Annotated in this window: 17 protein-coding genes; 11 read left to right on the forward strand and 6 right to left on the reverse strand. The window is 37.1% G+C overall.

What is annotated here, in order from left to right:
- Positions 1-6: 6 nt before the first annotated feature.
- Positions 7-1,890 (reverse strand): molecular chaperone HtpG, encoded by a 1,884-nt coding sequence (gene htpG / locus EPI11_RS04270; RefSeq protein ID WP_128388713.1) that lies wholly within the window; start codon positions 1,888-1,890, stop codon positions 7-9.
- A 366-nt stretch (positions 1,891-2,256) separates the two neighbouring features.
- Here htpG and EPI11_RS04275 point away from each other — a divergent pair, with 366 nt between their 5' ends.
- Positions 2,257-2,706 (forward strand): lipocalin family protein, encoded by a 450-nt coding sequence (locus tag EPI11_RS04275; protein WP_128388714.1) that lies wholly within the window; start codon positions 2,257-2,259, stop codon positions 2,704-2,706.
- Between the two features lie 32 nt (positions 2,707-2,738).
- Positions 2,739-3,434, forward strand: a complete 696-nt coding sequence (locus tag EPI11_RS04280; RefSeq protein ID WP_128388715.1) for an OmpA family protein — start codon at positions 2,739-2,741, stop codon at positions 3,432-3,434.
- A 55-nt stretch (positions 3,435-3,489) separates the two neighbouring features.
- Here EPI11_RS04280 and EPI11_RS04285 read toward each other — a convergent pair whose 3' ends face one another.
- Positions 3,490-4,119 (reverse strand): porin family protein, encoded by a 630-nt coding sequence (locus EPI11_RS04285; protein ID WP_128388716.1) that lies wholly within the window; start codon positions 4,117-4,119, stop codon positions 3,490-3,492.
- Between the two features lie 447 nt (positions 4,120-4,566).
- Here EPI11_RS04285 and EPI11_RS04290 point away from each other — a divergent pair, with 447 nt between their 5' ends.
- The gene (locus EPI11_RS04290; RefSeq protein ID WP_128388717.1) at positions 4,567-5,526 is read left to right on the forward strand and encodes an ABC transporter ATP-binding protein; all 960 of its coding nucleotides are present in this window, start codon (positions 4,567-4,569) and stop codon (positions 5,524-5,526) included.
- 152 nt (positions 5,527-5,678) lie between these two features.
- Here the strand turns inward: EPI11_RS04290 and EPI11_RS04295 are convergent, their stop codons facing one another.
- Positions 5,679-8,096: an alpha/beta hydrolase family protein gene (locus EPI11_RS04295; RefSeq protein ID WP_128388718.1), complete on the reverse strand. Its 2,418-nt coding sequence runs from the start codon at positions 8,094-8,096 to the stop codon at positions 5,679-5,681.
- Between the two features lie 172 nt (positions 8,097-8,268).
- Between EPI11_RS04295 and EPI11_RS04300 the strand changes: the two genes are divergently transcribed.
- From EPI11_RS04300 to EPI11_RS04310, 3 genes are all read left to right on the forward strand, one after another.
- On the forward strand, positions 8,269-9,282 hold the full coding sequence (locus EPI11_RS04300) for a 3-oxoacyl-ACP synthase III family protein (protein ID WP_128388719.1): 1,014 nt from the start codon (positions 8,269-8,271) through the stop codon (positions 9,280-9,282).
- A gap of 426 nt (positions 9,283-9,708) precedes the next feature.
- Complete coding sequence (locus tag EPI11_RS04305) at positions 9,709-10,140, forward strand: hypothetical protein (RefSeq protein ID WP_128388720.1); 432 nt, start codon at positions 9,709-9,711, stop codon at positions 10,138-10,140.
- Positions 10,141-10,250: 110 nt separating this feature from the next.
- On the forward strand, positions 10,251-10,757 hold the full coding sequence (locus EPI11_RS04310) for a L,D-transpeptidase family protein (protein ID WP_206619091.1): 507 nt from the start codon (positions 10,251-10,253) through the stop codon (positions 10,755-10,757).
- A 156-nt stretch (positions 10,758-10,913) separates the two neighbouring features.
- Here EPI11_RS04310 and EPI11_RS04315 read toward each other — a convergent pair whose 3' ends face one another.
- Positions 10,914-13,322 (reverse strand): TonB-dependent receptor domain-containing protein, encoded by a 2,409-nt coding sequence (locus EPI11_RS04315; RefSeq protein ID WP_128388722.1) that lies wholly within the window; start codon positions 13,320-13,322, stop codon positions 10,914-10,916.
- A 275-nt stretch (positions 13,323-13,597) separates the two neighbouring features.
- On the opposite strand from EPI11_RS04315, the gene argS reads away from it, so the two are divergent.
- The 4 genes from argS to EPI11_RS04335 all read left to right on the forward strand — a co-directional run bounded on the left by argS (position 13,598) and on the right by EPI11_RS04335 (position 19,948).
- Positions 13,598-15,376 (forward strand): arginine--tRNA ligase, encoded by a 1,779-nt coding sequence (gene argS, locus EPI11_RS04320; RefSeq protein ID WP_128388723.1) that lies wholly within the window; start codon positions 13,598-13,600, stop codon positions 15,374-15,376.
- A gap of 84 nt (positions 15,377-15,460) precedes the next feature.
- Positions 15,461-16,861 (forward strand): SGNH/GDSL hydrolase family protein, encoded by a 1,401-nt coding sequence (locus EPI11_RS04325; RefSeq protein WP_128388902.1) that lies wholly within the window; start codon positions 15,461-15,463, stop codon positions 16,859-16,861.
- A complete protein-coding gene (locus EPI11_RS04330; protein ID WP_128388724.1) occupies positions 16,851-18,281 on the forward strand; it encodes a LysM peptidoglycan-binding domain-containing protein in 1,431 nt (476 codons plus the stop codon). The genes EPI11_RS04325 and EPI11_RS04330 overlap by 11 nt, the downstream gene beginning before the upstream one ends.
- Positions 18,281-19,948 carry an MBOAT family O-acyltransferase gene (locus EPI11_RS04335; RefSeq protein WP_128388725.1) on the forward strand — a complete coding sequence of 556 codons (1,668 nt, stop codon included), beginning with the start codon at positions 18,281-18,283 and terminating at the stop codon, positions 19,946-19,948. The genes EPI11_RS04330 and EPI11_RS04335 overlap by 1 nt, the downstream gene beginning before the upstream one ends.
- A 91-nt stretch (positions 19,949-20,039) precedes the next feature.
- Here the strand turns inward: EPI11_RS04335 and EPI11_RS04340 are convergent, their stop codons facing one another.
- Entirely contained in the window at positions 20,040-23,366 is a 3,327-nt protein-coding gene (locus EPI11_RS04340) for a M43 family zinc metalloprotease (protein WP_128388726.1), read from the reverse strand.
- Between the two features lie 25 nt (positions 23,367-23,391).
- Positions 23,392-24,399 (reverse strand): hypothetical protein, encoded by a 1,008-nt coding sequence (locus EPI11_RS04345; RefSeq protein ID WP_128388727.1) that lies wholly within the window; start codon positions 24,397-24,399, stop codon positions 23,392-23,394.
- A gap of 318 nt (positions 24,400-24,717) precedes the next feature.
- Here EPI11_RS04345 and EPI11_RS04350 point away from each other — a divergent pair, with 318 nt between their 5' ends.
- Positions 24,718-26,145, forward strand: coding sequence for a peptide-N-glycosidase F-related protein (locus tag EPI11_RS04350; RefSeq protein WP_128388728.1), 1,428 nt, complete (start codon positions 24,718-24,720; stop codon positions 26,143-26,145).
- Positions 26,146-26,184: the final 39 nt, after the last annotated feature.

The raw sequence follows: 26,184 nt of genomic DNA on the forward strand, positions 1-26,184 counted from the left end.
AGCGATTTATTTTATTAGCTCAAAGCTTCTCTTAACAAATGCGGTAAGCTCTTCGCCTTTTAATAGGTTTTGCGATAGTTTAGCAAGGTCTAATGCCTGTTTTACTAAAGCCTCCTGATGTGTCTTGTCGTCACTGTTCAATATGTTTGTTGTCAGTTCGCTGTTCGTGTTTACCACTACATTGTACATGTCAGGGAAGTTACCCATACCAAACATACCGCCGCCGCTTGCACTCATCTCTTTCATACGGCGCATAAACTCCGGCTGTGTTATCATGAATGGAGCAGCATTACTGTCCATTGCTTCTAACTGTACAGAGTATCCTGATTTTGGGATGAACTCTTCCAGTGTAGTTTTAAGTTTGTTTTGCTCTTCTTCGCTAAGCTTAGAAATTTGCTGCTCGTCTTTATTGATCAATTTATCAATATGATCTGCATCTACACGAACAAACATTAAGTCTTTGTTATCTGCTTCCAGTTTCTGGATAAGGTGCGAAATGATTGGAGAATCAAGAAGCATTACTTCATATCCTTTATCTCTTGCCGCAGCAATATAACTGTGCTGTGTATCTTTATTAGATGCATACAGTACTATTAACTTACCGTCTTTATCTGTTTGTGTAGCAGCGAGTTTTTCTTTAAGCTCATCAATCGTAAAGAACTTGTTATCTACGGTTGGGTATAATACAAAAGAACCAGCTTTTTCATAGAACTTAGGCTCGCTAAGCATACCATATTCCAGTACGATTTTAATATCGTTCCATTTCTGTTCGAAATCCTCACGGTTTTCAGTGAACAGCGATTTTAATTTGTCGGCTACTTTACGAGTAATGTAGTTTGATATTTTTTTAACCGCACCGTCTGCCTGTAGGTAAGAACGCGATACGTTCAGCGGAATATCCGGAGAATCGATCACACCACGAAGCATGGTAAGGAATTCAGGTACAATTCCTTCTACGTTATCCGTTACATATACTTGGTTTTGATACAGTTGTATTTTATCTTTTTGAACCTGTAGGTCAGAAGACATTTTAGGGAAATATAAAATACCTGTTAGGTTAAAAGGATAATCTACATTAAGGTGAATGTTAAACAATGGCTCTTCAAACTGCGTTGGGTAAAGCTCATGGTAAAACGATTTGTAATCTTCATCCGTAAGGTCTGCCGGTTGTTTTGTCCAGGCTGGAGTTGGGTTGTTGATAATATTATCAACCTCAATCTCTTCTGCTTTATAATCTTCAGGAGCATCTTCCGGCGTAGGAAGTGTTTCTGTGCGGGTACCAAACTTAATAGGCACCGGCATGAATTTATTGTATTTTCTTAGCAGTTCGGCAATACGGCCTTCTTCAAGGAATTCAAGAGAATCCTCTGCAATGTGCAGGATAATTTCACTTCCTCTTTCAGTTTTGTCAGATGGCTCTAATGTGAATTCAGGACTGCCATCGCATGTCCAATGCACAGCCGGTTCGTCTTTATATGATTTGGTTATGATCTCAACTTTCTCTGCAACCATAAAGGCAGAATAGAAACCAAGACCAAAATGACCTATGATACCTGAATCTTTAGCAGAATCTTTATATTTTTCAAGGAATTCCTCAGCACCGGAGAAAGCTACCTGGTTGATGTATTTTTCAACCTCTTCACCTGTCATACCAATACCCTGGTCGATAATATGAAGCTTTTTACCTTCTTTATCGATTCTTACTTCAATTTTAGGATTGCCATATTCTACCTTTGCTTCGCCTATACCTGTAAGGTGCTTTAATTTAAGTGTAGCGTCAGTGGCATTAGAAACCAATTCACGTAAAAAAATCTCGTGGTCACTGTATAAGAATTTCTTGATTAAGGGAAAGATGTTTTCTACCGAAACATTAATTTTTCCTGTTGTCATAGTATAAATGTTTTTAATATGATTAGTTTCTGCAATGCTGTCAAATAAGATACCAATTGATGATTGGTGACAAATTGGCATTTTTTAGGACACTGCCTTTGGCATAAAAAACAAAATTGTAAGGAGCAACTGTTAAAGAAAATTGATTTTAAGAAAACATTAATATGTTAAAAAAACAAGATAGGGCAAATTGTTACTGCGTGTAAAATTAGATACTTTGCTTAAAATCAGACTACTATGTACTACAAAAAAACAAAATTATTCTTGTTAAATAAACGGCATGACTATTGTTATGTAGCCAGGAAATTCATTAACTTTATTCCGAATTTAAGACAACAATTAACCTTTAAAACCTGATTAATGATTATGAAAAGATTTCTGTTTTTAAGCATGTTCGTAATGATATTAGGATCATGTACTTCCCTTGACACAAAATCCCAGACGGGGCTTAAAGGAAACTGGTCAATCACCAACGTTACTTATCCCGGATCTGAGTATATCAAAGTAACATCGTTTGATATTGCCGATTCTAAATGCTTTGTAGGCAGTTCATGGAATTTTATTTCAAACAACAACAAAGGAACAATGACAATTGAAAAAGGCGGATGCCCATCATTTAGCAGTCCAATTGTTTGGACAGTAACTAAAGAAGGTGCTTTCACACTAAAAATAACCGAAGGAGAAAAAGCAAAAAGAGTATCTCAGGGGTATAACCTACAAATGAGAAACCAGTCTGAAACGTCATTCCAGCTTGTAGATAATGTATCTGTAGGAGGTAAGACAGTAGAAGTGGTGTACCAGTTCTCTAAAATGTAATATCAATAAAACCCAAAAATAAAATCGTGATCATGAAAACAACAAAAATTTACGCATTGGTGCTTGCCCTTATACTAAGCATAGGATTAAGCTCATGCGAAGCCGTTAAGAATACTAATAATACACAAAGAGGTGTAGGTATTGGTGCAGGTGCAGGTGCTGTAATAGGTGGTATCCTTGGAAATAACCTTGGTAAAGGTGGTAATACTGCTCTTGGAGCCATTATTGGTGGTGTTGTAGGCGGAACTGTTGGTGGTGTTATTGGTAACAAAATGGACAAACAGGCTCAAAAAATAGATGAGGTTTTACCAGGTGCAGATGTAGAAAGAGTAGGTGAAGGTATTAGATTAGTACTTAACGAAAACTCTGTAAACTTCGATCTTGGAAAATCTACACTTACTGCAAAAGCAAAAGGAAACCTTGATAAGCTTGTAGCGGTATTCAATGAATACCCAGACACAAATATCCAGATCTTTGGTTATACTGACAGCAGCGGAAGCGACGAACTTAACCTTAAATTATCGGAGCAAAGAGCTGCATCTGTAAAAGCTTACCTTGCTAGTAAAGGTTTAAAAGGAGCAAGGTTTACAACTATAGGTCGTGGTGAAGCAGATCCAATTGCTGGCAACGATACTAAAGATGGTATGGCTAAAAACAGACGTGTAGAGTTTGCTATTACTGCAAATGAGAAAATGGTACAGGATGCTGAAAAAGAAGCAAAAAAATAAAACATACTACTATTTGTATTTAGAAAAGGCTGCCAATTGGCAGCCTTTTCTATTATTACCTCCAGTCGGCATCACCTTTATTTCTTCCAAGATAATAAGTAAGGCCAATCGATGCATTCAATATTTTTCCGGTATAGGTTTTTCCAACGTTTGTACTGTCAAACCCATTTTGCTGGCGGAAGTTTAAAACGCCCGAAACATCGCCTGTTAAAGCAAAACGTTCACTTATGTATAATTGTAAAGTACCTCCAAGAATAACATTCCCCATGTTATCGCTCTCTACATCGTCATAAATATTAAGATGCGAATATCCTGCACCTCCATGCAAAAGCATATTAAGCCTTCCTCCGGTAAGATTGGGAAGGTTTAAAGTCCTCCCAATGTTATATACGGCCTGTGCCGATAGCCTGTAGTAAAGCCCTCCTGTTCCCGGTCTGCCATTGTCTGAACTAAAACGGTCGTTAGCATAATCAGCTTTAACACCCCAGTATTCGTTAAACATATATCTTACGCCTATTCCCCAATGCTTAAAATCAGTCTGGATAGGGCTCCGGGTATAGTTAAGACCATATTCTGCTTCAAGAGAAAGTTGATCAAAACGATTGCCGCCGGTAGGGCAGCACGGTCCTTGGGAGAACGCCGACATAGATAATGCAAGCGCTAAAAACGTGACTGTCTTTTTCATGTAATTTTGGCTCTTAAGTGTTGCCTTACTTTTTAACATTATACAATAGTAAACCACAGCACAAGTTTTTACGTAATTGTAAATACTTACTGCCATAATTGTTGCTGCTGTTACAGCAACCATATAGTAAGGGGTTTTATTTATTGGTTAGATAGGTAAGGGCGTTTTCTTATAGGGAACGCCTTTATTCTTTAGCCAAAAAATATAAGTATATAGGTGATTGTTGGTGTGTTTTGCTCCATTTTTAAGCGAAGCAATTATTTGTCGAAAATCAGAATATTTTTAGAATTTAAAAGTTAAAAGGTTATTAATTTTTTATAAAAATTTAATGGTCGTATTCTCAGTCCTGATTTATAGTTTTATGCATATTTTTTTATCCTTTATTATTGTTAAGCCCCGTGGTCTATTTGCAGTAATTCAATACTTTTGCAAAATAATAGAACACTAATGCTCGCAGTCAAGAACATCTCTTTTGGTTATACCGAAAAGATCATCCTACATACTATAAATTTTAACGTAAAGAAAGGCCAGAATATTGCAGTCATAGGCGAAAGTGGGTGTGGAAAAAGCACACTGCTTAAGCTAATCTACGGATTATATGACCTTAACGAAGGCGAAATAACGTATAAAGGCAAGCCCGTAACCGGACCCAAGCACAATCTTATTCCGGGTATGCCCTACATGAAATACCTTGCGCAGGACTTTGACCTGATGCCTTTTGTTACTGCTGCCGAAAATGTAGGCAGTTTTCTTTCTAACTTTTATCCTGAAGAAAAACAGCAGCGCATTCGCGAATTACTGGAAATCGTAGAAATGGGTGAGTTTGCCGATGTCAAGGCAAAATATCTTAGCGGAGGTCAGCAGCAGCGAATTGCACTTGCAAAAGTATTGGCATTAGAACCGGAAGTTTTATTGCTGGACGAGCCTTTTAGCCATATTGACAATTTTAGGAAAAATGCACTGAGAAGAAATCTTTTTTCTTACCTAAAGCACAAAGGCATAACGGTAATCGTAGCAACCCATGACAGTACCGATGCATTATCGTTTGCAGACGAAACTATAGTGATAAAACAGGGAAAGGTAGTAGACAAAGCACCATCTAAAGATATTTATTTCCATGCCACAGATAAATACACGGCATCGCTTTTTGGTGAAGTGAATGAAATAAAGCTGGAATTGCTTATGCTTACTCAAAACCCTGATGAAACAGTACTGCTATATCCCCACCAGCTGCATATTGTAGAAGGAGGGCCGCTTAGCGTTGTTGTAAAACAATGTTATTTTAAAGGCAGCCGCTACCTTGTTAAAGCCGCTTTGGGCAGGCAGGTGCTTTTCTTTGAACACAACAAGGAGCTTCCAGTAGAGGAAGAAGTAACCCTGGCAGTAGACAGGAATGCTTTTGGTTAAGTAGAAGTTTTCAGCCGAGTCATTGTTTATACAGTTGTATATAGAAGATATTTTAAATAAAAATGCCCGCAAATAAAGCGGGCATTTTTGTTACTTATCAGTTTGTTAAGAATCTGTTGCTCAACTGTTCAGTAATCACTGACTACTGTCAACTATTTTTTATTCTTTACATATTTTTCAAGCCATTGGTCCTGCTCCCATAGTAAGTGTAGTATGCTTTCTATAGCAGCATATCCATGGCTTTCTTTTGGTAGTAAAACCAATCGGGTAGGTGCTCCAAAACCTTTCAAGGCATTAAAATACCTTTCACTCTGCATTGGGAAAGTACCTGAGTTATTATCGGCTTCACCGTGAATTAGTAATAAAGGTGTTTTCATTTTGTCGGCATGCATAAATGGCGACATAGTATTGTATACTTCCGGAGCTTCCCAGTAGTTTCTTTCTTCACTCTGGAAACCAAACGGAGTAAGCGTTCTATTATAAGCACCGCTTCGTGCAATACCTGCAGCAAAAAGATCAGAATGCGTAAGTAGGTTGGCTGTCATGAATGCACCATACGAATGTCCGCCAACAGCAACACGTTTTCTATCAATATAACCTAAAGCATCTACAGCGTCAATAGCTGCTTTTGCATCGGCAACCAGCTGCGTTAAGAAGCTGTCGTTAGGTTCTGTCTTGCCTTCACCAACAATAGGGAAAGATGCATCGTCAAGAATAGCATAGCCTCTTGTTACCCAATATACAGGCGAACCATAATTTGGGTAGGTAAACTCATTAGGATTCGATGTAATTTGGGCAGCACTGTTTTTGTCTTTAAACTCAGCAGGATATGCCCACATGATCATTGGCAGCTTTTCTTTTTTTGTTTTGTCATATCCGGCAGGAAGGTATAATGTTCCTGTAAGGTCAAGACCGTCGGCTCTTTTGTATTTAATGATCTCTTTGCTAACGTTTTCTATTTTCTTAAAAGGGTTCTCAAAAAATGTTACCTGTAACGGAGCGCTTTTTTTGAACATATTGATAAGGTAGTAGTTTGGGTATTGGTTTTTAGATTCCAATTGTACTAATACTTCACCTTTTTTAGCATCCATCAGCGTATTAAGTGTCTCTTTCTTATCAGTATACTTCGATTGGTAAAGGCGTGTTTTCTTTTTTGTTTTCAGGTCGAAACGATCAATAAAAGGGAATTGGCCTTTATCCGTAAAGCCATCACCGGTAAGGTAGGCATTGTTGCCATCTAAATTAAGCACATAACGGCCCCATTCGTTTCTTTTGGTATCAAAACTTCCGGGATCGCTGTATACATCCTGATAATTATAATCAAAAATGATCTCCGGCTTTTGGGATGCATCCGAAGGGTTAAATGTATATACTTTAAGGTTACGGGTATTCCACCAGTTATCGGTAAGTATTGCAATGTTGTCTGTACCCCAAGTTATTCCTGAATACCTGTTTATGGTTTTAACTAAACTTTTTGGAGTTCCTTTAAAAGGTGAAACCAACTCAAACACTTCATCACGATAGGGTACTTCTACAGCCGGGTCTCCGCCGTCAAGTGCTTCCGCCCAAACCAATGTTGCAGGTTTGTCGGCTCTCCAGTTTATACTTCTTTTACCTTTTTCTGCAGCCATGAAACCTTTTGGCATATCTTCAATAAGCGGTTTTTCATTAAAGGTGCTAATTGATTTTCCGGCAGTATCATAAATAATGCTCTTTGTAGGGAAACGATCTAGCGTTACAATATAAGAGAATGGTTTTTGAATAGTAGTTATCAATAGGTAATTGCCGTCCGGCGAAAAGCTAATGCCTCCATACATATCGGGTTGCTTCCATAAAGAACTTTTACCATCTAAAGTTACTTTGTATAATTCTGAGATTGTAAGCGTTTCAAAGTTAGCCTCATCATTTTTGTTTTTCAACAAATCCTGGTACGTTCTGTTCTGAGCTTTAGAGCCGTCGCTTACTGTTACTGTTGGTCCGGCAGGTATTGCCTGGGCAGTGTTAATAAGCTTAGGTCTGACAGCAGGAAGTGTTTTTACGAGCAACGCACTGTTGTCTCTAAACCAGCTCACAGGATTGCCCATATTGGCATTGGCAGTAGCTTCTGTAAGTTTTTTTGCAGTAAGCGAAGCAATATCCAATACCCATATTTCTACACCAGTTGCAGTAGTATTGGTAAAAGACATTTTTGTTTCATCCGGAGACCAGCCAAAGTTTGCCAGCTTTGCATTTTGTGGCAGGCCTTTAACCTGTACAGGTTCTTTATCCTTCAGTTTTTTATATTTCAGGTTATTTACATAAGTAACCGTACTGGATATGTTTGTTTTAGGATTTATTCGCAGTCCGCCCAGTTTCATTTCATCCTGAGAAAGATCTTCAAGTGTTTTGTAAGCATTTCTAAACATAAGTATCATATGACGGTTTTTACTGTCCATAGATACAGATGGTGCACGCTGCACATCTACAAGTTCCAATATTTCTTTTGGAGGTTTCTGGTAAGTAACATTCTCCTGCGCACCAACTCTAAGGCCGGTAACAATGAGAAGTAGTGTGGTAATAAATAATTTCATATTTAATTGTCTTAGTTAGGTATATGTATAGAATAATGTAAAGATGTTACATTATTCTCCGGTAATAATTTTTAAAGGTAAAAATAGCAAACCTTAAAAAAATGTAATCTTTTACGGGTCGCTATTAAGGAATGTTTATTTTTACAATCTTATTTTACTAAAATAACAATTCATGTATCATTCAAAAATTTCAGGCTTAGGCTATTATGTTCCGGAAAATGTGGTGACCAACAATGATCTTTCCAAGATCATGGAAACTAATGACGAGTGGATCCAGGAACGTACAGGTATTAAAGAAAGAAGACACGTTATTAAAGGCGATGGCGATACAACTACTACAATGGGAGTAAAAGCTGCTAAAATAGCCATAGAGCGTGCCGGTATAGATAAAGAAGATATTGACTTTATTGTATTTGCAACTCTTAGTCCTGATTACTATTTTCCAGGGCCGGGAGTACTTGTACAAAGAGATTTAGGTATGAAACGAACAATAGGTGCGCTTGATGTTCGTAACCAGTGTTCAGGATTTATCTATGCGCTATCGGTTGCCGATCAGTTTATTAAAACCGGTATGTACAAAAACATACTTATTATAGGATCTGAACTTCATTCTACAGGACTGGACATGACAACAAGGGGCCGTGGTGTATCGGTTATTTTTGGAGATGGAGCAGGAGCAGCAGTACTTACCCGTGAAGAAGATCTTACTAAAGGAATACTTTCTACACATTTGCATTCAGAAGGGCAGCACGCCGAAGAATTGTCACTTATAGCTCCTGGAATGGGCAAGCGATGGGTAACCGATATTATTGCAGATGCAGATCCTAATGACGAAAGCTATTTTCCATACATGAACGGTCAGTTTGTATTTAAAAACGCAGTTGTGCGTTTTAGTGAAGTTATCAATGAGGGGCTTAAAGCAAACAACCTTGATGTAAGTGATATTGATATGCTGATACCGCATCAGGCTAATCTAAGAATAGCACAGTTTATCCAGCAAAAGTTTGGACTAACAGATGATCAGGTGTACAACAACATTATGAAGTATGGTAATACTACTGCAGCCTCTATTCCAATTGCTTTAACAGAGGCTTGGGAACTCGGAAAAATTAAATCGGGTGATACCGTAGTGCTGGCAGCTTTTGGCAGCGGATTTACATGGGGTAGTGCTATCATCAAATGGTAAAAATATTATTTTAGAGAGTTACAATTGGCACTATAATTTTCTAAAAAGGCAAAACTTTATTATTCCACTTTCTGTATCCAAATAGGGATTCGGGAAGTGGAATAATTATTTTTAGTACTTACTGTATTTACGGGCTGTTTCAGGTTTTTTATACTTGATGTCTCAATTTTTTTGATGTTCTAAAGTTTTGAGTATTGATTTTCTTTTAGTTAAAAAAAAAATAATTAACATCTAAAAAAAACAGATTTTTATGTTTTGTAAGAATTATTCGCATAAAGTCTAAAATTAGATTTGTATTTTTACAGTAGCCTTTTAGTCTCTAATTATATTTTTGAGAAGGAATTTATTAATCATTAACCCGTATAAGCGGAACGCCGAAAACGCTGACAAAGAGTAGGCAAAACCAACCAACTAAATCAATACTAAATGAAAAAAATCTTATTAATTGCAGTGATTGCAGGGTTTACGCTTGCTGGGTGCTCTAAGGACGACATGCAGTCTGTAGAAACTCAAAATCGTACAGATCTTCAAAAAACAGGTGCTAGTGGAGCCCTCGACCCAAGAATTGAACAGTTTGTTCTTGAAGGTGCTAAGGCAATGGATGCTAGTGGTATATTTGAATATACAAATGGTAATGAGGTAATTAGAAGGCTTTGCCAGAAAACATACTATAGTGACGATGGTATAATGTTCGTTTCCGGTTCCTATGAGCAATATGGTACTTTGGTGATTAGGGTAGTAAGGTCTTATATCCTTAAAACAGGAGTTCCTATTATGTCCAATTATACTGTAGAAGTTGCATCACCATTATGGGATTGTAATGACCTTCCGGGAGAATATCTAATAAATCCAAAATAAGACTAAACAATATTAAAAGCGATGATACATAAAATGTGTCATCGCTTTTTTTATACTTTTACAGATACTATTAACTTATATGGTCAATTCTGAAACGCTTACTTAAAAATATGATCTGGATGTTACTTTTGCTGCCTGTTGGGCTGGCAGTTTATTATTTCTATCCGGGATCAAAAATCCCTAAAGGTAAAACTGTCGATAAACTTATTGTTTATAAATCCAAACGGAGTATGGAGGCGTGGTCTGGCAGCGAACGGTTAAAAACATATCATATCGCCTTAGGTAAAAATCCAATAGGGCATAAACAGTTTGAAGGTGATAATAAAACACCTGAAGGAGTTTATCATATTAACGATCGAAACCCCAAGAGTGGTTATCATAAAAATTTGGGAGTATCCTATCCTAATACAGCTGATAAGACCAGTGCAGAAAAACTTGGTAAAGCACCGGGGGGGCACATAAAGATACATGGACTCAGAAATGGTACTGCTGGATATATGGGCAAATTCCATAGGCTCAAAGACTGGACAGCCGGCTGTATTGCTGTAACAAATGATGAGGTCGATGAACTTTACACTGCCGTAAAAGAAAATGCTGTTATAGAAATTTACCCTTAATAAGAGATAATGGTTTAATCCTCTATTGTCTAACTACTCCTATCTCAAATCTGCTGTCTGATATAAAAAACAAACCCCGGGCGCAACTCCCAGGGTTTACTAACCTAAACTTAATTAATATGGAAAACATATTAAGCTGTTCAGTAAATAGCATGCTTAGAACATACCTCCACTGCTTTGTTTTGTATTATCTTCACGTTGTTTACGCTGCATAGCTCTGTTTTTTCCGCCACCAAACATATAGTTGATGCCAAAGTAAACTGTGCGGCTCTCCCAACGGAATTCACCGTTTTGTGGGAATGGATTAGCACCATCAAATCCGTAACGCATAGTTTTAAACATGTCGTTAAAACGCACACTAAGTGACATTTTATTATCAAGAAGCGTATAACGCGCGCCACTATCAATTTTGTACATGTCTTTAGTGTTGTTCTGTACACCATCTACTGCACTTCTGTAAAACCCAAATAAGTTAAAGCTAAGTCTGTTGTTTACTCTGAAGTTACTGTTCAGTCTTGCATTGAATGCATTTGCAGTAATACTTTTTATGCTTGAATGCGAAGTTCCGTCTGGCTGTTCAATACTAATAACACCTTTTTGCGATAAGCTAGAAAAGTCGATAGCTGGCTGTATGTCCCACCATTTGAATATTCTGTAATTTGCAGAAACCTCAAAACCGTAAGAATTGTTGTGGTCAAAATTCCTAAAACTCATTATCTGGTCTTCAGTATTGTCCGGTGTTTCATCATTAGGATATAAAACCCTGCTTATCTCATCGCTGATAAGTCTGTAAAATACACCAGCTGTAATAGACGATCCTTTACCAAACATTTTTGTGTAGTTAAGCTCAACAGAGTTCGTGAACTGAGGTTTTAACTCACTATTACCCCTTGATGTGATAAGTGTTGTAGAAAACTCCCTGATAGGTGTAGCCTGCTCAATACTTGGACGGTCAACGCGTCGGCTGTAGCTCATCTGGAACATGTTCTTTTCATTAAGATTATAGGTAAGGTAAGCCGAAGGATATACCGTTATATAGTCGTCTTTATAAGTTGAAACTCCGTTATTGATGGCGTTAACTTTGTAGCTTTCAAAACGTGCACCTAACTGGTAGCTGAATTTATCAAACTTTTGACCAAAAGTAGCATAGGCAGAATAAATATCCTGATCGTAGGTGTAAGCTATACTTCTTTCTAAAGGATTAGTAATTGCAGTATTGTTACTGTTATACTTGTTGTCAGATCGTATAATTCTGGTCTCTGCTCCTAATTCAAGTGTAGACTTCTCACTAAGCGGATTAACATAGTCCAGGTTTAAGGTTGTGTTTTTACGTCTGTCAACAAGGCCATCAGTATAAATTATCGGAGCATTATTTACAAGAGTAGTCGTGTAATCTACATCCTGAGTACTCTTTGTAGTGTTGTAGTTACCCTCAAAATCAAGTGTATGTCCTTCTTTTTCAAACTTGTGTTTGTAAGCTAAGTTATATGTGTTGTTTGTATTGTCGCTATCAAAATTTGATAATTGTGACAGGTCTTTTGTAGGGTCAGAAGCATAAAAAATATTAGTTCCTATGCTCGAAGTACCATTGTTATAGTTCTGGTTGGTGTAGACAGAAAGGGTATTCTTGTCGTTTATATAATAATCCATACCAAACTTCCCAAGGTAATTCTCGTTATCGTTTACTATATCAAGAACTTGTCTTGAGTTTATTTTATCGGTACGCTGTACAAAACCATCATTGAAATACTTGCCGGAATTGCTGCCTACGTTTGTAAAGAAGTTCACTTTTCCTGTACGGTAGTTCATATCCAATGAGTTATTTACTTTAGGAGTTTCACCAAAAGTTATACCTGCATTAAAGTTACCGTTAAAACCGTCGTTAGCATTTTTATGAAGTACGATATTAATAATACCGCTCATCCCTTCAGGATTATACTTAGCACTTGGGTTGGTAATCAATTCAATTTTCTTGATAGAAGTTGAAGGTATTTGTTTAAGTAATTGGGCAGGATCCATATTAGTAGGCCTTCCGTCAACCAATACTCTTACGTTTGAATTACCACGAAGTGATATCTTACCATCCTGATCTACATTTACAGATGGGATATTGTTCATGATCTCAGAAGCAGTTCCACCTACTGTAGTAAGGTCACGCCCAACAGTAATTACCTTACGGTCAATTTTTTGCTCTATTGTAGTAACTTCTTTAACGATATTTACTTCGTCTAAGGTTGTAGCTTCTTCTACAAGAATGATAGTGCCAAGGTTAATGTTTTTTTCAGCATCCGTTAAAGTTATTGGTTTCGTTTGGGTTTTATACCCCATAAACTGAACTTCTACGGTGTAGCTTTTAAGAGGAAGGTTTTTAATGGTAAAGCTTCCATTGTCTTCGGTAATTCCGCCGGTTACAACGGTACCGTTTTCTTTCACGACAATACTTACATAAGGTAGTGCTTCTTTAGTAGTTTTGTCAATAATTTTTCCGGAGATGCTGCCTGGGTTTTGGGCAGTCATAGTCATGATACTCCCAAAAAGGAGCATGAACAAGAACTTAAGTTTCATTGTTGTTAGGTTTGATTGATGATGATTGAGCAAATGTACAGCAGTTAAAACTAATATGCAATACAAAGTACCTTTTTATACAATATTTCAGATTGTTGTAACAAACTAAAGGTTTTGTATAGGGTATAAGACAAACAAGAGATGGAAATGTTACAAAAAAAAGCGTTTTTTTATTTATTTAGAATCATTACGAATTAACATATTATTTAAATTCATTCCTGCAATTGCGTTATTAAAATATCCTTATCTTTGCACCCTTAAAAAATACTAGTAAAATGGCGTTATCAAAAATCCTTACTTTCCATATAGAAAAAGCTATAGATGCTTTGTTTGGCATAGCTGTAGAAAAGATAGAATTGCAGGCTACCCGCAAGGAGTTTGAGGGAGATATCACCATGGTTATTTTCCCTCTTTTAAAGGTGGTAAAAAGTAACCCTGTAGAGCTTGGAAACAAGATAGGGCAGTACCTTGTAGATAATACAGATGAGGTAGTACGTTTTAATGTAGTTTCCGGCTTTCTTAATATTGTAATCTCCGATGAATTTTATATCAGCTTCTTTAACGAAATTAGAGAAGATGAGCAGTTTGCCTTTGGTAAACCTGTAGAAGGCGGTAAAGCGGTAATGGTAGAATATGCATCGCCAAATACAAACAAACCATTGCACCTTGGACACGTTCGTAATGTATTGCTGGGATATGCCGTTGCAAACATAGTAGAGGCATCAGGTAAAAAAGTATACAAAACTCAGGTTATTAACGACAGGGGAATACATATATGTAAGTCGATGATCGCTTACCAAAAATTTGGACATAACGAAACACCCGATAGCGCAGGTCTTAAAGGCGATAAGCTGGTAGGGAACTATTATGTTGAATTTGATAAAACTTATAAGGTTGAGATCAGCCAGTTGATGAGCGAAGGAATGACCGAAGAAGAGGCTAAGAAAAAAGCGCCAATTTTATTGGAAGCTCAGGAGATGCTTCTTAAATGGGAAGCCAACGATGCTGCTGTAAAAGACCTCTGGTCTACAATGAACGGCTGGGTATATAAAGGTTTCGATGAAACGTATAAGAATATAGGCGTTAGCTTTGATAAAAATTATTACGAAAGCAATACATACCTGTTAGGTAAAGATGTAGTTGCAGATGGACTTGCTAAAGGCATTTTTGAAAAAGACCCGGACGGATCGGTTTGGATCGATTTAACGTCTGATGGACTTGACCGTAAGATTGTACTGCGTTCTGACGGAACATCGGTTTACATGACACAGGATATCGGCACCGCTATACAGCGTGTTAAAGATTTCCCGGATGTAGGCGGTATGGTATACACTGTAGGTAACGAGCAGGACTATCACTTTAAAGTATTATTCCTTATCCTTAAAAAATTAGGCTTCGACTGGGCTCAGAATTTATACCACCTGTCTTACGGAATGGTAGATCTTCCGTCCGGAAAAATGAAAAGCCGTGAAGGTACTGTTGTAGATGCCGATGATTTAATGGCAGAAATGACAGCTACTGCAAAAAGTATCTCTGAAGAATTAGGAAAGCTGGAAGGCTATTCTGATGAAGAGAAAAGTGCTCTGTATGAAATGATAGGACTTGGTGCTTTAAAATACCAAATGCTAAGGGTAGATCCTAAAAAACGTATCCTGTTCGATCCTAATGAGTCTATCGACTTTAATGGCGATTCAGGACCATTCATACAAATGTCGTATGTAAGAACAAGAGCGATACTTAGAAAAGCAGATTTTGATATTACAAAAACTGTAGCTAATGTCGCAATGAATGCAAAAGAAAAAGAGCTTATAAAGCAATTGGAGCTTTATATAACCATAGTGCAAAATGCAGCAAATCAATACAGCCCGGCTGTAATTGCTAATTATGCATACGATCTGGCTAAAGAATTTAGTTCTTACTACCAAAGTGTTTACATTCTTGGTGAAGAAGATCTAAATACTAAAGTATTCAGAGTACAGTTATCTAAAAAAGTAGGTGAAACTATAAAATCTGCTTTTGGCCTGTTGGGTATCAACATGCCTGAGCGTATGTAATTTATAACGGCATTTTTTGTGAACCAGAACAAACCTTATTACTTTCAGTCGTTTTCCATTATCGTGATATCGATTATATCACTAATGGTTTTCAAACAGTTTTTACCGCGAAAGATCTTTACAGAAACAGCTCCTGCTACAAAAAATGTAGTGGTAGACAGTTTAATGCTTGAAGCTGTTCAGGCTGATAGTATTGCAGATGAAAAAGATACGCTTACCAATACCAGAATTAATTTTGCTGCGGTAAACGGTATAAAATTCCCTGCCGAAAATTTTGACGACTATAAAGGCTACCAGCACCTTGTGTTATTTTATGAAAAGCTGTTACAGTTGGAGACTAAGAAACAAGGTAAGGTAAGGATTGCTTATTTTGGCGACTCCATGACCGATGGCGATATGATCGTAAAAGAATTCAGGTCAAGCCTTCAGAACCGATTTGGTGGAGAAGGTGTAGGTTTTGTAAACATCACTTCGGAGTCGGCTCCATCAAGAAGTACCATTACGCACCAGTTCTCTTCCAACTGGAAAACATTATCCTACCTTAATGTAAAATACCCTACTAAACCTTTTGGTGTAAACGGGCATGTATTCTTCTCTAAAAAAGATACTATAGATCCGGCTTGGGTTAAATACAAAGCAAATAATGTAGCGCATCTTACCATGCTTAATAACCCAACATTATTCTACGGAAGATCGGGGAATAAAAAAGGCAGTGTAAATTTTATTATTGGAAAAGATACGCTTCACAAAAAGCTGAATGCAGTAAATGCAGTAAATACACTTAGCATTGGTAAAGGCGATCTTAAAGCATTCAAAGCACAGTTCATAGCAACAGATTCTATTCCGTTCTATGGTTTTAACTTTGATGACGGCAAAGGGGTACACGTAGATAACTTCTCAAACAGGGGGAACTCGGGCTTGCCAATTGCTACATTTAATACAAGTGTAATGCAATCGTTTAACGATAAATTAGGGTATGATCTTGTGATCCTTCAATATGGTACTAATGTACTTAATTACGGATCACTTAACTATACATGGTACGAAAGAAAGATGGCAAGGGTAGTAGAACATTTAAGGAAATGTTTCCCGGGTGTAGCGATACTTATTATTTCTACCGCCGATAAATCGACTAAGTATGACCTGGAAATGAAAACCGATTCGGCTGTTGTACCGCTTACCCGTGCTCAGAAGAAATATGCTGTAGGTGCAAACGCTGCTTATATAAACCTGTACACTTTAATGGGTGGAGACGGATCGATGGTGAAATGGGTTGAAGAAGTTCCTGTAAGAGCAAATAAAGATTATACACACTTTAATTACCGTGGAGCTCAAAAAATATCCGATCTTATATACACTCAGATCAATAATGGTTATGAAGAGTATAAAAAGTTAAGAGGTCACAAACCAGTAGAACCTAAAGCTGCCGAAGTAAAAAAACAGGATTCTCTAATCCAAAAAACAGACACCACACATGCTGAATAAGCTGCTGATACTTTTTTGTATGTTGCTGGGACTTACCGCTTCTGCACAAACCGACACTACCGAGGTAATGATCGATTCGGTTTTTGTAGATATGGTAGGTATTGACACTACACAAATTGTTGTTGGTAACAATATAATTACGAATACTATTGCCTTAAAGCCACTTTTCGAAAAAATGTATAAGCTGGAGCAAAGCAAGCAGGGTAAGATCAATATTGTTCACATTGGCGATTCTCATATTCAGGCAGACCTGATGACGGGGCTTATCCGTAAAAAACTGCAGGAACGTTTTGGTAATGCCGGCTGCGGATTTACATTTCCACACAGCTTAGCCAGAACAAACGGTAGTTATTCGGTGCGTTTCAATTCAAATGCAACATGGCAGAGCCGTAAGAATATCTCGACTATAGAAGAAGGTATGAATGCAGGGCTTAGCGGTATCGCACTAAAAACAAGAGAGAGCTTTGTTGTAGAGCTTAATGTTAGGGATAGTGCTTATCGATTTAATACGATAAAGATCATTACGCCTAAAAACCGCCAAAGCTTCGATCTGGCTACCAGTTCAAAAACAATAGTATTAGAATCTACGCGTCCTAAAAAGATAACCCACAAAATTAAAAATGGCGAGGTGCTTGGTAGTATTGCTAATAAGTATGATGTTTCTATTGCTCAGATCAAGAAAGCAAACGGATTAAAATCGGATAATATCAGGGCGGGTAAAACACTTAAGATCCCAACATCTCAAATGGAGAAAAAAGAAATTAAGCGATCAGAATTTATTCCGCTTAATTTATCGTCAGATGCATTATCACATTATTATTACAGTAAAGATCCTTTATCAAAAATATACCTGTTACCTAATAAAGGAGAGAAAGAATATACCCTTAGCGGTCTTGTGTTAGAAAAAGACGATGCAGGTATTTTATACCACAGTATTGGCGTTAATGGTGCAAAAGCATCAGATTATAATAAGTACCCGTTGTTTTTTGAACAGCTTCCGGCCTTAAAACCTGATCTCGTCGTTATTTCATTAGGAACAAACGAATCTTTTGATAAAATGCCGGTTGTAAATTATATGGTGCAACTCAACACAATGATTGATAATGTAAGGGCTAAAAATCCTGATGTTACTATACTGGTAATGACACCGCCGCCATCATTATTCAAAAGAAAATACCCAAATACCTTTGTCGCGGGTTATGCAAAAGATATCCTTATGCAGGAAGCAGTCAGGAACTATTCCACATGGGATCTTTTCTCAGAAATGGGAGGACTTTTCAGCGTAAACCACAATGCGGCCTCAGGACTAATGGCTGGCGATAAAGTACATTACTCAAAACCCGGATACGAAAAACAAGGAATGCTTTTTTCTGAAGCTTTTCTGAACGCTTACGATAATTTTAAAACTAACAGGGACTAATGCAGTTTACAGATATAGTGCCGCAGGTAACATGGCAGGATGTAGTAGGATGGTTTACTTATAATCCTAAAGAGCCCTTATTGTTTAACACAGGCTTGTTTTTAGGCTTGTTTGTAGTGTTTTATGGTATTTATATAACTACAAGGAAAACCTTCCATCTACGAATAGTATATGTAATATGCTTTTCGTTATTTTTCTATTACAAATCCAGTGGTATATACTTTTTACTGCTGCTCATGTCATCGGTAGTAGATTATACCCTGAGTTATTTCCTATATAGGGAAACCCGCGACCTGCAGCGAAAGATCTACCTGTGGTTTAGTGTTATCGTTAACCTTACATTTCTTGGTTATTTTAAATACACCAACTTTATTTTATCTACTTATAACGACCTTGTTGGCGGACATTTGTCTTTTATAAATGTACTTCTTCCGGTAGGTATCTCATTCTATACTTTTCAGTCGATCAGTTACATTATCGAGATTTATCGTAAAGAAATTACGCCTGCAAAAAATTATGTAGACTACCTTTTCTTTGTATCGTTCTTTCCGCAATTAGTAGCAGGACCTATCGTTAGGGCAAAAGATTTCATTCCACAAATCTATGCTAAGCTTAACATTACTAAAGAAGATGTTAACTATGCGCTTTTCCTTATCATAGGCGGACTTATAAAGAAAACAGTAATTTCCGATTATATCTCGATAAACTTTGTAGACAGGATCTTCGATTCGCCCAACAGCTATACGGCTTTCGAAAACCTTATGGCTGCCTATGGATATACCATACAGATCTATTGCGATTTCTCAGGATACAGTGATATGGCTATAGGTGTAGCATTATTATTAGGTTTTAAACTGCCTACCAACTTCCGTACACCATATAAGTCAACTTCTATTACAGAGTTTTGGAGAAGATGGCACATATCGCTTTCTTCCTGGTTGAAAGACTTTTTATACATCTCTGTAGGAGGTAACCGCCATGGTTCTTTTGCAGGGTTTTTATTCCCGGCTTTATTCTTTATCGGATTGATCGTTTGGGGTGCTACTTACGGACCTGAGAGCAACATACCATTAATATTGGGTATAAGCTCGTTAACGATATTCACACTTACCTTTGTTCTGTCTAAAGATAAAGACAAGACCATGTATACCAATGTTAACCTTATGACAACAATGTTATTAGGAGGATTATGGCATGGAGCAAGCGTTCGTTTTATCATTTGGGGAGCATTGCACGGTATGGCATTGGCAGTACACAGATTGTTCTCAGAATTTTTTCCTACCAAGAAAGAAGCTAAGAAAACGGTATGGAGTGGTGTTTGGACATTCATATCCGTACTGCTTACATTCCACTTTGTGGCTTTCTGCTGGTTGTTTTTTAGGGCTAAAGATTTTACTACGGCACTCGATGTTATCAATAATATAAGTACAGTAACTTTTGACTTAGAACAATGGAAAACCATTGTAATGGGGTACAAAAATGTATTTATGCTTATGGTTATCGGGTATGTGTGGCATTTCCTGCCGGATGGCTTCTCTGTAATGCTTAAAAAAGCTTTCGACAGGACACCATTAGTAATAAAAGGTATTCTTTTAGGATTGGTATATTGGTTGGTATATGCAGCAGCATCTGCAGGGCCGCAGCCATTTATTTACTTCCAGTTTTAATCCTGGTCAAGATTCGAATAATAAATTACATAAGTACTGATGAAAGAAAAAGGCCTGATTTAATCAGGCCTTTTTTAATTAAAGTTGGTAATTAGTCTTTAATTATTTTTACTGTATCAATGATATTACCATCACTTACAACTTTCATAAAATATATTCCCTGTTGTAATCCGGATATATCTATTGTAGTAGTATTTACATTGTCATATTTACTGTAAAATACATCTTTACCCAGTACATCAAATAAATAGATCTCCTTGATTTTTGTACCTAAGAGATTTAGTTCACCTTCCGTAGGATTTGGATATACAGTTAATTTTTGTAAAGGATCTTCCATAGCAATCCTGTCTGAGCTTGGACGCGCAGGAATACATGGTGCTATCTTAGCTAAAAACAATGAGCCGTTTTTAATTACCGTGCTTGTTTTCATGACAATTGAATTTGCTGCAATTAATGAGATATCTTTTCCTGAAGCAACCTGGTAATTGTTTTGCGTTACTATGTTGTTAGAAACTTTATAGGTCTCTGTAGTTGCGGCTTCAGGAATATCAAATACAATATTTGGGGCACATTGGTCTCCTATACAATATTCAGTAATTACCTGTTCAATTATATTAATACACCCCGTAACATCAGTAACTGTAAGTCGTACAGTTCCCGGGAGCGATGTCCAGTTAATGATCACATCCGGTTGAGTACTAAGAGTCGTCATTGATCCTGATCCACTAACGATAGACCATTTTACGGTTTGCCCTTGTGATATTTGAGTAGAATGATACGTTTGTTTTGCATTGCTTACACAAGCAGTAGTTGATCCTGAAATAATAGGTGCAATACTTCCCACTATTATTGTCGTATTTATAGTTCCGTTTAGGGTAACAATATAAGTTCCCGGTTCGGAGAAAGTATGCGTAGGATTTGCCAGAGTTGATGTGTTTGACCCCGATGCAGGATCACCAAAACTCCAGTTAAATGTCTGGTCGCAAACGTTTGCTGTAAAACGGTAAGTCAAACAGCTTTCTATATAATAAGCAATAGTATTATTGTATGCAGTGCTTGGTTTAGCATTTATTAGATTTGGCAAACAAAACACCAACGAATTTTGAACTACAGGTCCATTCTTGGTAACTAAGCAATTATTGGCGCCATCTGTAATTATTTCGTTTGGCCTGTGTATCACTCCCAATCTTTTTAAGTTTGTTGAACTTGTTATATAAATTTTATTATCAGGGCCCATCTGCATTTCTCCATGACTTGCAACATAATCAGGTAATTGCTGCATTGTTGCAACAGGGTTAGCAACCTGTAAATCATATTGAAAACCTGAAATGAATGAGCCAAGATATAATACTTTTGAATTTGGACTAAAACAAGTACCATATATACCAGCTTGGTCAAGGTTTATTCTATTAGAAACAACACCTGTTTTTTTGTTAAAATTCATTAAATGAGTCCCATATCCAAATGCAGCATATACAATTTTATTGCCATCAGGGGATGATTTAATAAGAACCCATGGTGTCTGTAAATCAGTAGGAAGATCTAGCTGGCTAACATATTTTAATTCGTTTGCGGTTAGTTCATAAACAATTATGGAATAGCCTGTGTTTTTTTTTCCCGACGTGATAATCCAATAGCCATTACATGATGCAATAGCTGTTATGCTTTCACAGCTTATTAAAGCTCCGTTATTGCCTGTAAGAAATCCTTGACCGACAGGTGGTATTATAGCCTTATTTACCGTTGTGGTCATTGTTGCAGTAGTACCTGTTACATTTACTATACTATACGTAGATCCATTTAATCCGCTCTCGGCATCCTGAGTGAAAATATAATATTGAGAAGTACTGCCGGGTTTAGGAACGATTAATACCCCACCATGAGAACTCACATGCCCCATTAAAGGGTTTGCTGTATTTATTTGTACATGCGCATTGTTCCATACTTTTACACCACTGGTGTAAAACAACAATTGACCTGAACTATTACTTTGTACAGCGGATGCTTCGCCGAAAGAATTACCATTAAGATTGGCACTATCATTATAAACAGGTATTCCTGTATTAAAGGTAAGCCCATTTGTTGATCCAAAATACCAATTATCATCCGTACTCTGGATAGGCGAGCAAACATTCACATATATAAAATTTGTTTGAACTACAGTTTGGGTTCCGTCGGTGATAGTTAAAGTAACATTATATGGAGAACTTGCTGCAGTAGTATAAATGTGGCTCGGATTCGCTAAAGTTGAAAAGTTATTTGCTCCTGATGCCGGATCGCCAAAATTCCAACTATAGGTAACTCCGGTAGTCATCAATGGACTAAATGTTACAGTAGTCCCAGAGCAAGGCGAAAAATTAGTAGCATCAAAAGTTGCAGATAAAAGATTGTTAGATCCACAGACACCTGTAAATATTAGATTATCAGTAGATACCAGGTTAGAACGGTATAAATTAATTGCAGAATACATTCGTTCATTTTGTCCTGTAGTAAAATGGTTAATACAATTATCGCCTCCATAAGCCATAAAATTGGTTGTGTCGTCTGGCAGATCATTGATCTCATTGCAGCTATTGTAGCCAGGCGAGCAACCATAATATTCTATAGCTGGAGGCGTATCACAAACCCTGTCTCCTTTTGTTTCACAATTACCGGTTGTAGTCTCTGCACATCCTTCATAAAAAGTATGGTGTAAATTTAAATAATGGCCTACTTCATGTGCTAATGTTTTTCCTTGGTTATAATCTGGAGGACAGTTTGTACAGGTGTTTATATCACCAAATACATTTGCTTTTATTACAATGCCATCAAACACAATGGATTGTCCAGGGAACATAGAATACCCACCTATATTTGTAGCAACTCCGTTTTCAACAATATCTTTTACTACCCATATCCTTAAAAATTTTTGCGGTGATAATCCCCATGCTGTAGCAACAAGCTGCGCCTGCTCTGTAGCGACATCATGGGTTGAAAGGCTGGCATTTGTGATATGTATAATTCCAGGGGTGATCTGAGTACCTCCAGAAAGTGTCGGAATTGGATCAACGCCATTTTTGGTAGCAATACAAAACTGAATGCCGGAATTTTGAAAATAGTTATTAAGAGCGTCTATTTGGCTATTTATTCGTATATCCGTAAGATTTTCCACTGCGCCTACTCCGGTATTTATTACATATATTACGACTGGTATAATTATAGGTTTTGTAATAGATTTCTGTAGGAGATGCTTCTTTTTATATGTTATGATCTCATCATCCTGATGATCCATTTGTCCTTTAAATCCAGGATTTTTTTCTATTGCCTTTTGCAGCAATTCGTCGGCAAAACATCGTGGTTTTGTTTCTTTTTTCTGGCTGTAACAGGTTAGTCCTGCTGCCAGAAAAAACAGTAAAAAAATACGTTTTATGCTTTTCATATATAAATATTTTAAATACTGTTTGTTATTTCTTCTCTACTAAGTTTTGTACAAGTGCTTTTAATTCCCTGATCTCGTTCTCTTGTTTTTTAAACTGCTCATTAATTAATTGCTGTGCCTGTAGTTGTTTATTTTGTTCAATGATATATAACGTAAGCTCCTCAATTTTTTCCTGTTGTATTCTAGCAATGTCCCCCAGTGATATGCCTTCTTCGGCAACCTGTTTTGCAGAAGGTACGTTTGGCAGGTGGCCATTATTAGAGATAAACAATTCAACTTCTTCTAAGGTTAGTAGTGCATAATCGTTTGCAAAAACATAATCTGCCCATGTTGTAGCTACCCTTACCTCTTCGGCAAGGATACCTCCTTTAACAAACAGATCATAAGTGCTAAGGTTTGCACCGCCGGCAGTAGTAGGGAATGCAGTTACGCCGCCAATACCTACTTTACCGTTTAGTTTTACTTGGTCTAAAGCAAAATCACCCCAAATTAAAGGTGTAGCAGTACCTGTATTGTCAATAAATAATTTACTATTACCAGTTGAGTCTTGTCCCGCACGATAACCTATGAAAACGTTATTACTTCCTCCTAGTGAACTGGTACCTGCATAGTATCCTATGCAAGTATTATTCGACTTATCAGTAACTAATACGGTTTGTCCCACCTGCCCTCCAGCTAAAGTTCCCACTAATACATTATTTGAACCAGATGGAATAAATTGTCCAGCATATGTCCCTAACATTACATTGTCGCTTCCTGTCGTAATATTACCGCCGGTACGAGCTCCTGCATATAAATTTGAACGCCCCGATATATTAGTCATCCCACTTGCATGACCTATAAAAGTATTGTTTGAAGAAGAAGAAGTTGAAGAATTTCCAGCTGTAGCTCCATAATAAACACTTTGTACTCCTCCCGTGCCGGCACTATTTCCTCCACTGGTTAAATTTGCTGTTGATGCCACATTTTGCGCATTAATTGTAAAAATTCCGCCCGCTAAAAGCAAGGTTGTAAGTAATTGATTTGTTTTCATAATTAATTGGTTTTTATTAGTTTGAGTATAAATGTAATTAAAAAACATTTATACATAAGTAAAGTACTACAGGCTAACAAGTATTATAACATTATTGCGATTTTATGTTAACACTTATATGCACAATGTTTTACCTTTTTGAAGTCTATAAATTTCCATTATTGGTTATAAGAAGGCATTTTAGGTTATAATGGTTTTAGTTTTAAGTGCATGTTTAAGGAATATTCTTATTTTTAGCGAGTAAATTTGCTAGTTAGTAGTGTTTTAAGGAATTAATAAGGTTTTTTTATTAAATTGCGTTCCTAAAATCAACCAACTATGAAAAAAACATTACTAATTTTTTCTTTATGTGTGTCTATGTTTGCATCTTTAACGGCAGCGGCGCAGGATACGCCTTATACTTTAAATGTATTTAATAAGGTAACCTATTATGGTATGTATGGGGAATTAACAACTGAACCGGTTCCTCCTGGAATGATACGCATGTCAAATTCTTCTTATTCTAAGATGCTTACTCAGGAGCAGCTGGATTCTTTTGGTAATACACTAACCATGAAAGTAACACTTAATCCATTGTGTGATAATTATGATAGGATTGGTAACGTAAATATGGTACTTGTACCTAAAGAACAAACTAGTTACAGTTATAATGATTCCAATATTAAAAGAATTGAGATTGGCCGTTTCATAACACCATTTATGAGGCTAACGGTACAAAATCCTAATTCGGTTCCTTATGAGTATGAATTAGACAATCTTACTAATATTTTCCATGATGCGGCTATTACTGCTCAATACAACATTTGGATTGAGCTTGAAGTGTATGGCTATCAGGGAGGTCCAGGTCAGGGAGGTGCTGCTGTAGAAATTCCTATCTGTGCTAACAGAAAGGATGTGTATATGGGATCGCTTGAATTCACATCGACTGATAATCCTCAGGTAGTATATGGTAATGATAACTTTTTACTGCCATTGTCTTATAAATATCAGTTAAGGGACTATGTTCTTGAAGGGGTAGACGAAGAAGGGAACCCTGTTGAAGGTACACAGGTTTTAGACGAAACTGTAAAAACCATTACTTTTACACTGGATGAAGCTTTGCCTAATGCAGTTCTTCACCTTATAACATCAAATCATGGAGCCAATCAGGGCGGTGAGGAGTATGTAAGAAGAGACCACTTTATTTACCTTGATAACAATCCGGTATTAACATACAAGCCAGGAGGAAAGTCATGTGAGCCTTTTGATCAGTACAATACGCAGCCTAACTGTGTTTACCTTATATGTACTAACACAGGATCTTCACCAAGACCGGATACAGATGCTGCCTGGAGCTGGAACAACTGGTGCCCAGGAGATAAAATTCCTAATAGGGTAATAGAACTTGGTGCTTTATCAGCTGGAACACATACATTTAAAATAGATGTTCCAGGTGCTGTATTTGCAGGAGACCAAGGGTACTTCCCTCTGTCTGTGTATTTACAGAGCGTAACGACAACTTTAGGAACTAAAGAATTTAGTACAACGGCCTTTAGTGTTTATCCTAATCCGGTAACCGATGTTGCTACTATTGAAACCAAAGGAGCAGAGATTAAATTGGTAACAGTAGTTAATACTTTAGGGCAGACTGTATTTACAGGCACTTCTGATAAAGTAGATATGTCACAGCTTCAAAGTGGTATCTATATGGTAAAGGTACAGTTTGATAATAACCAAACGGGAGTAAAGAAAATAGTAAAGAACTAAGTTCTTTATTGAAATATAAAATCCGCCCATGTGGCGGAT

It is taken from the genome of Flavobacterium cerinum (assembly GCF_004028155.1).
GTDB lineage: Bacteria > Bacteroidota > Bacteroidia > Flavobacteriales > Flavobacteriaceae > Flavobacterium > Flavobacterium cerinum.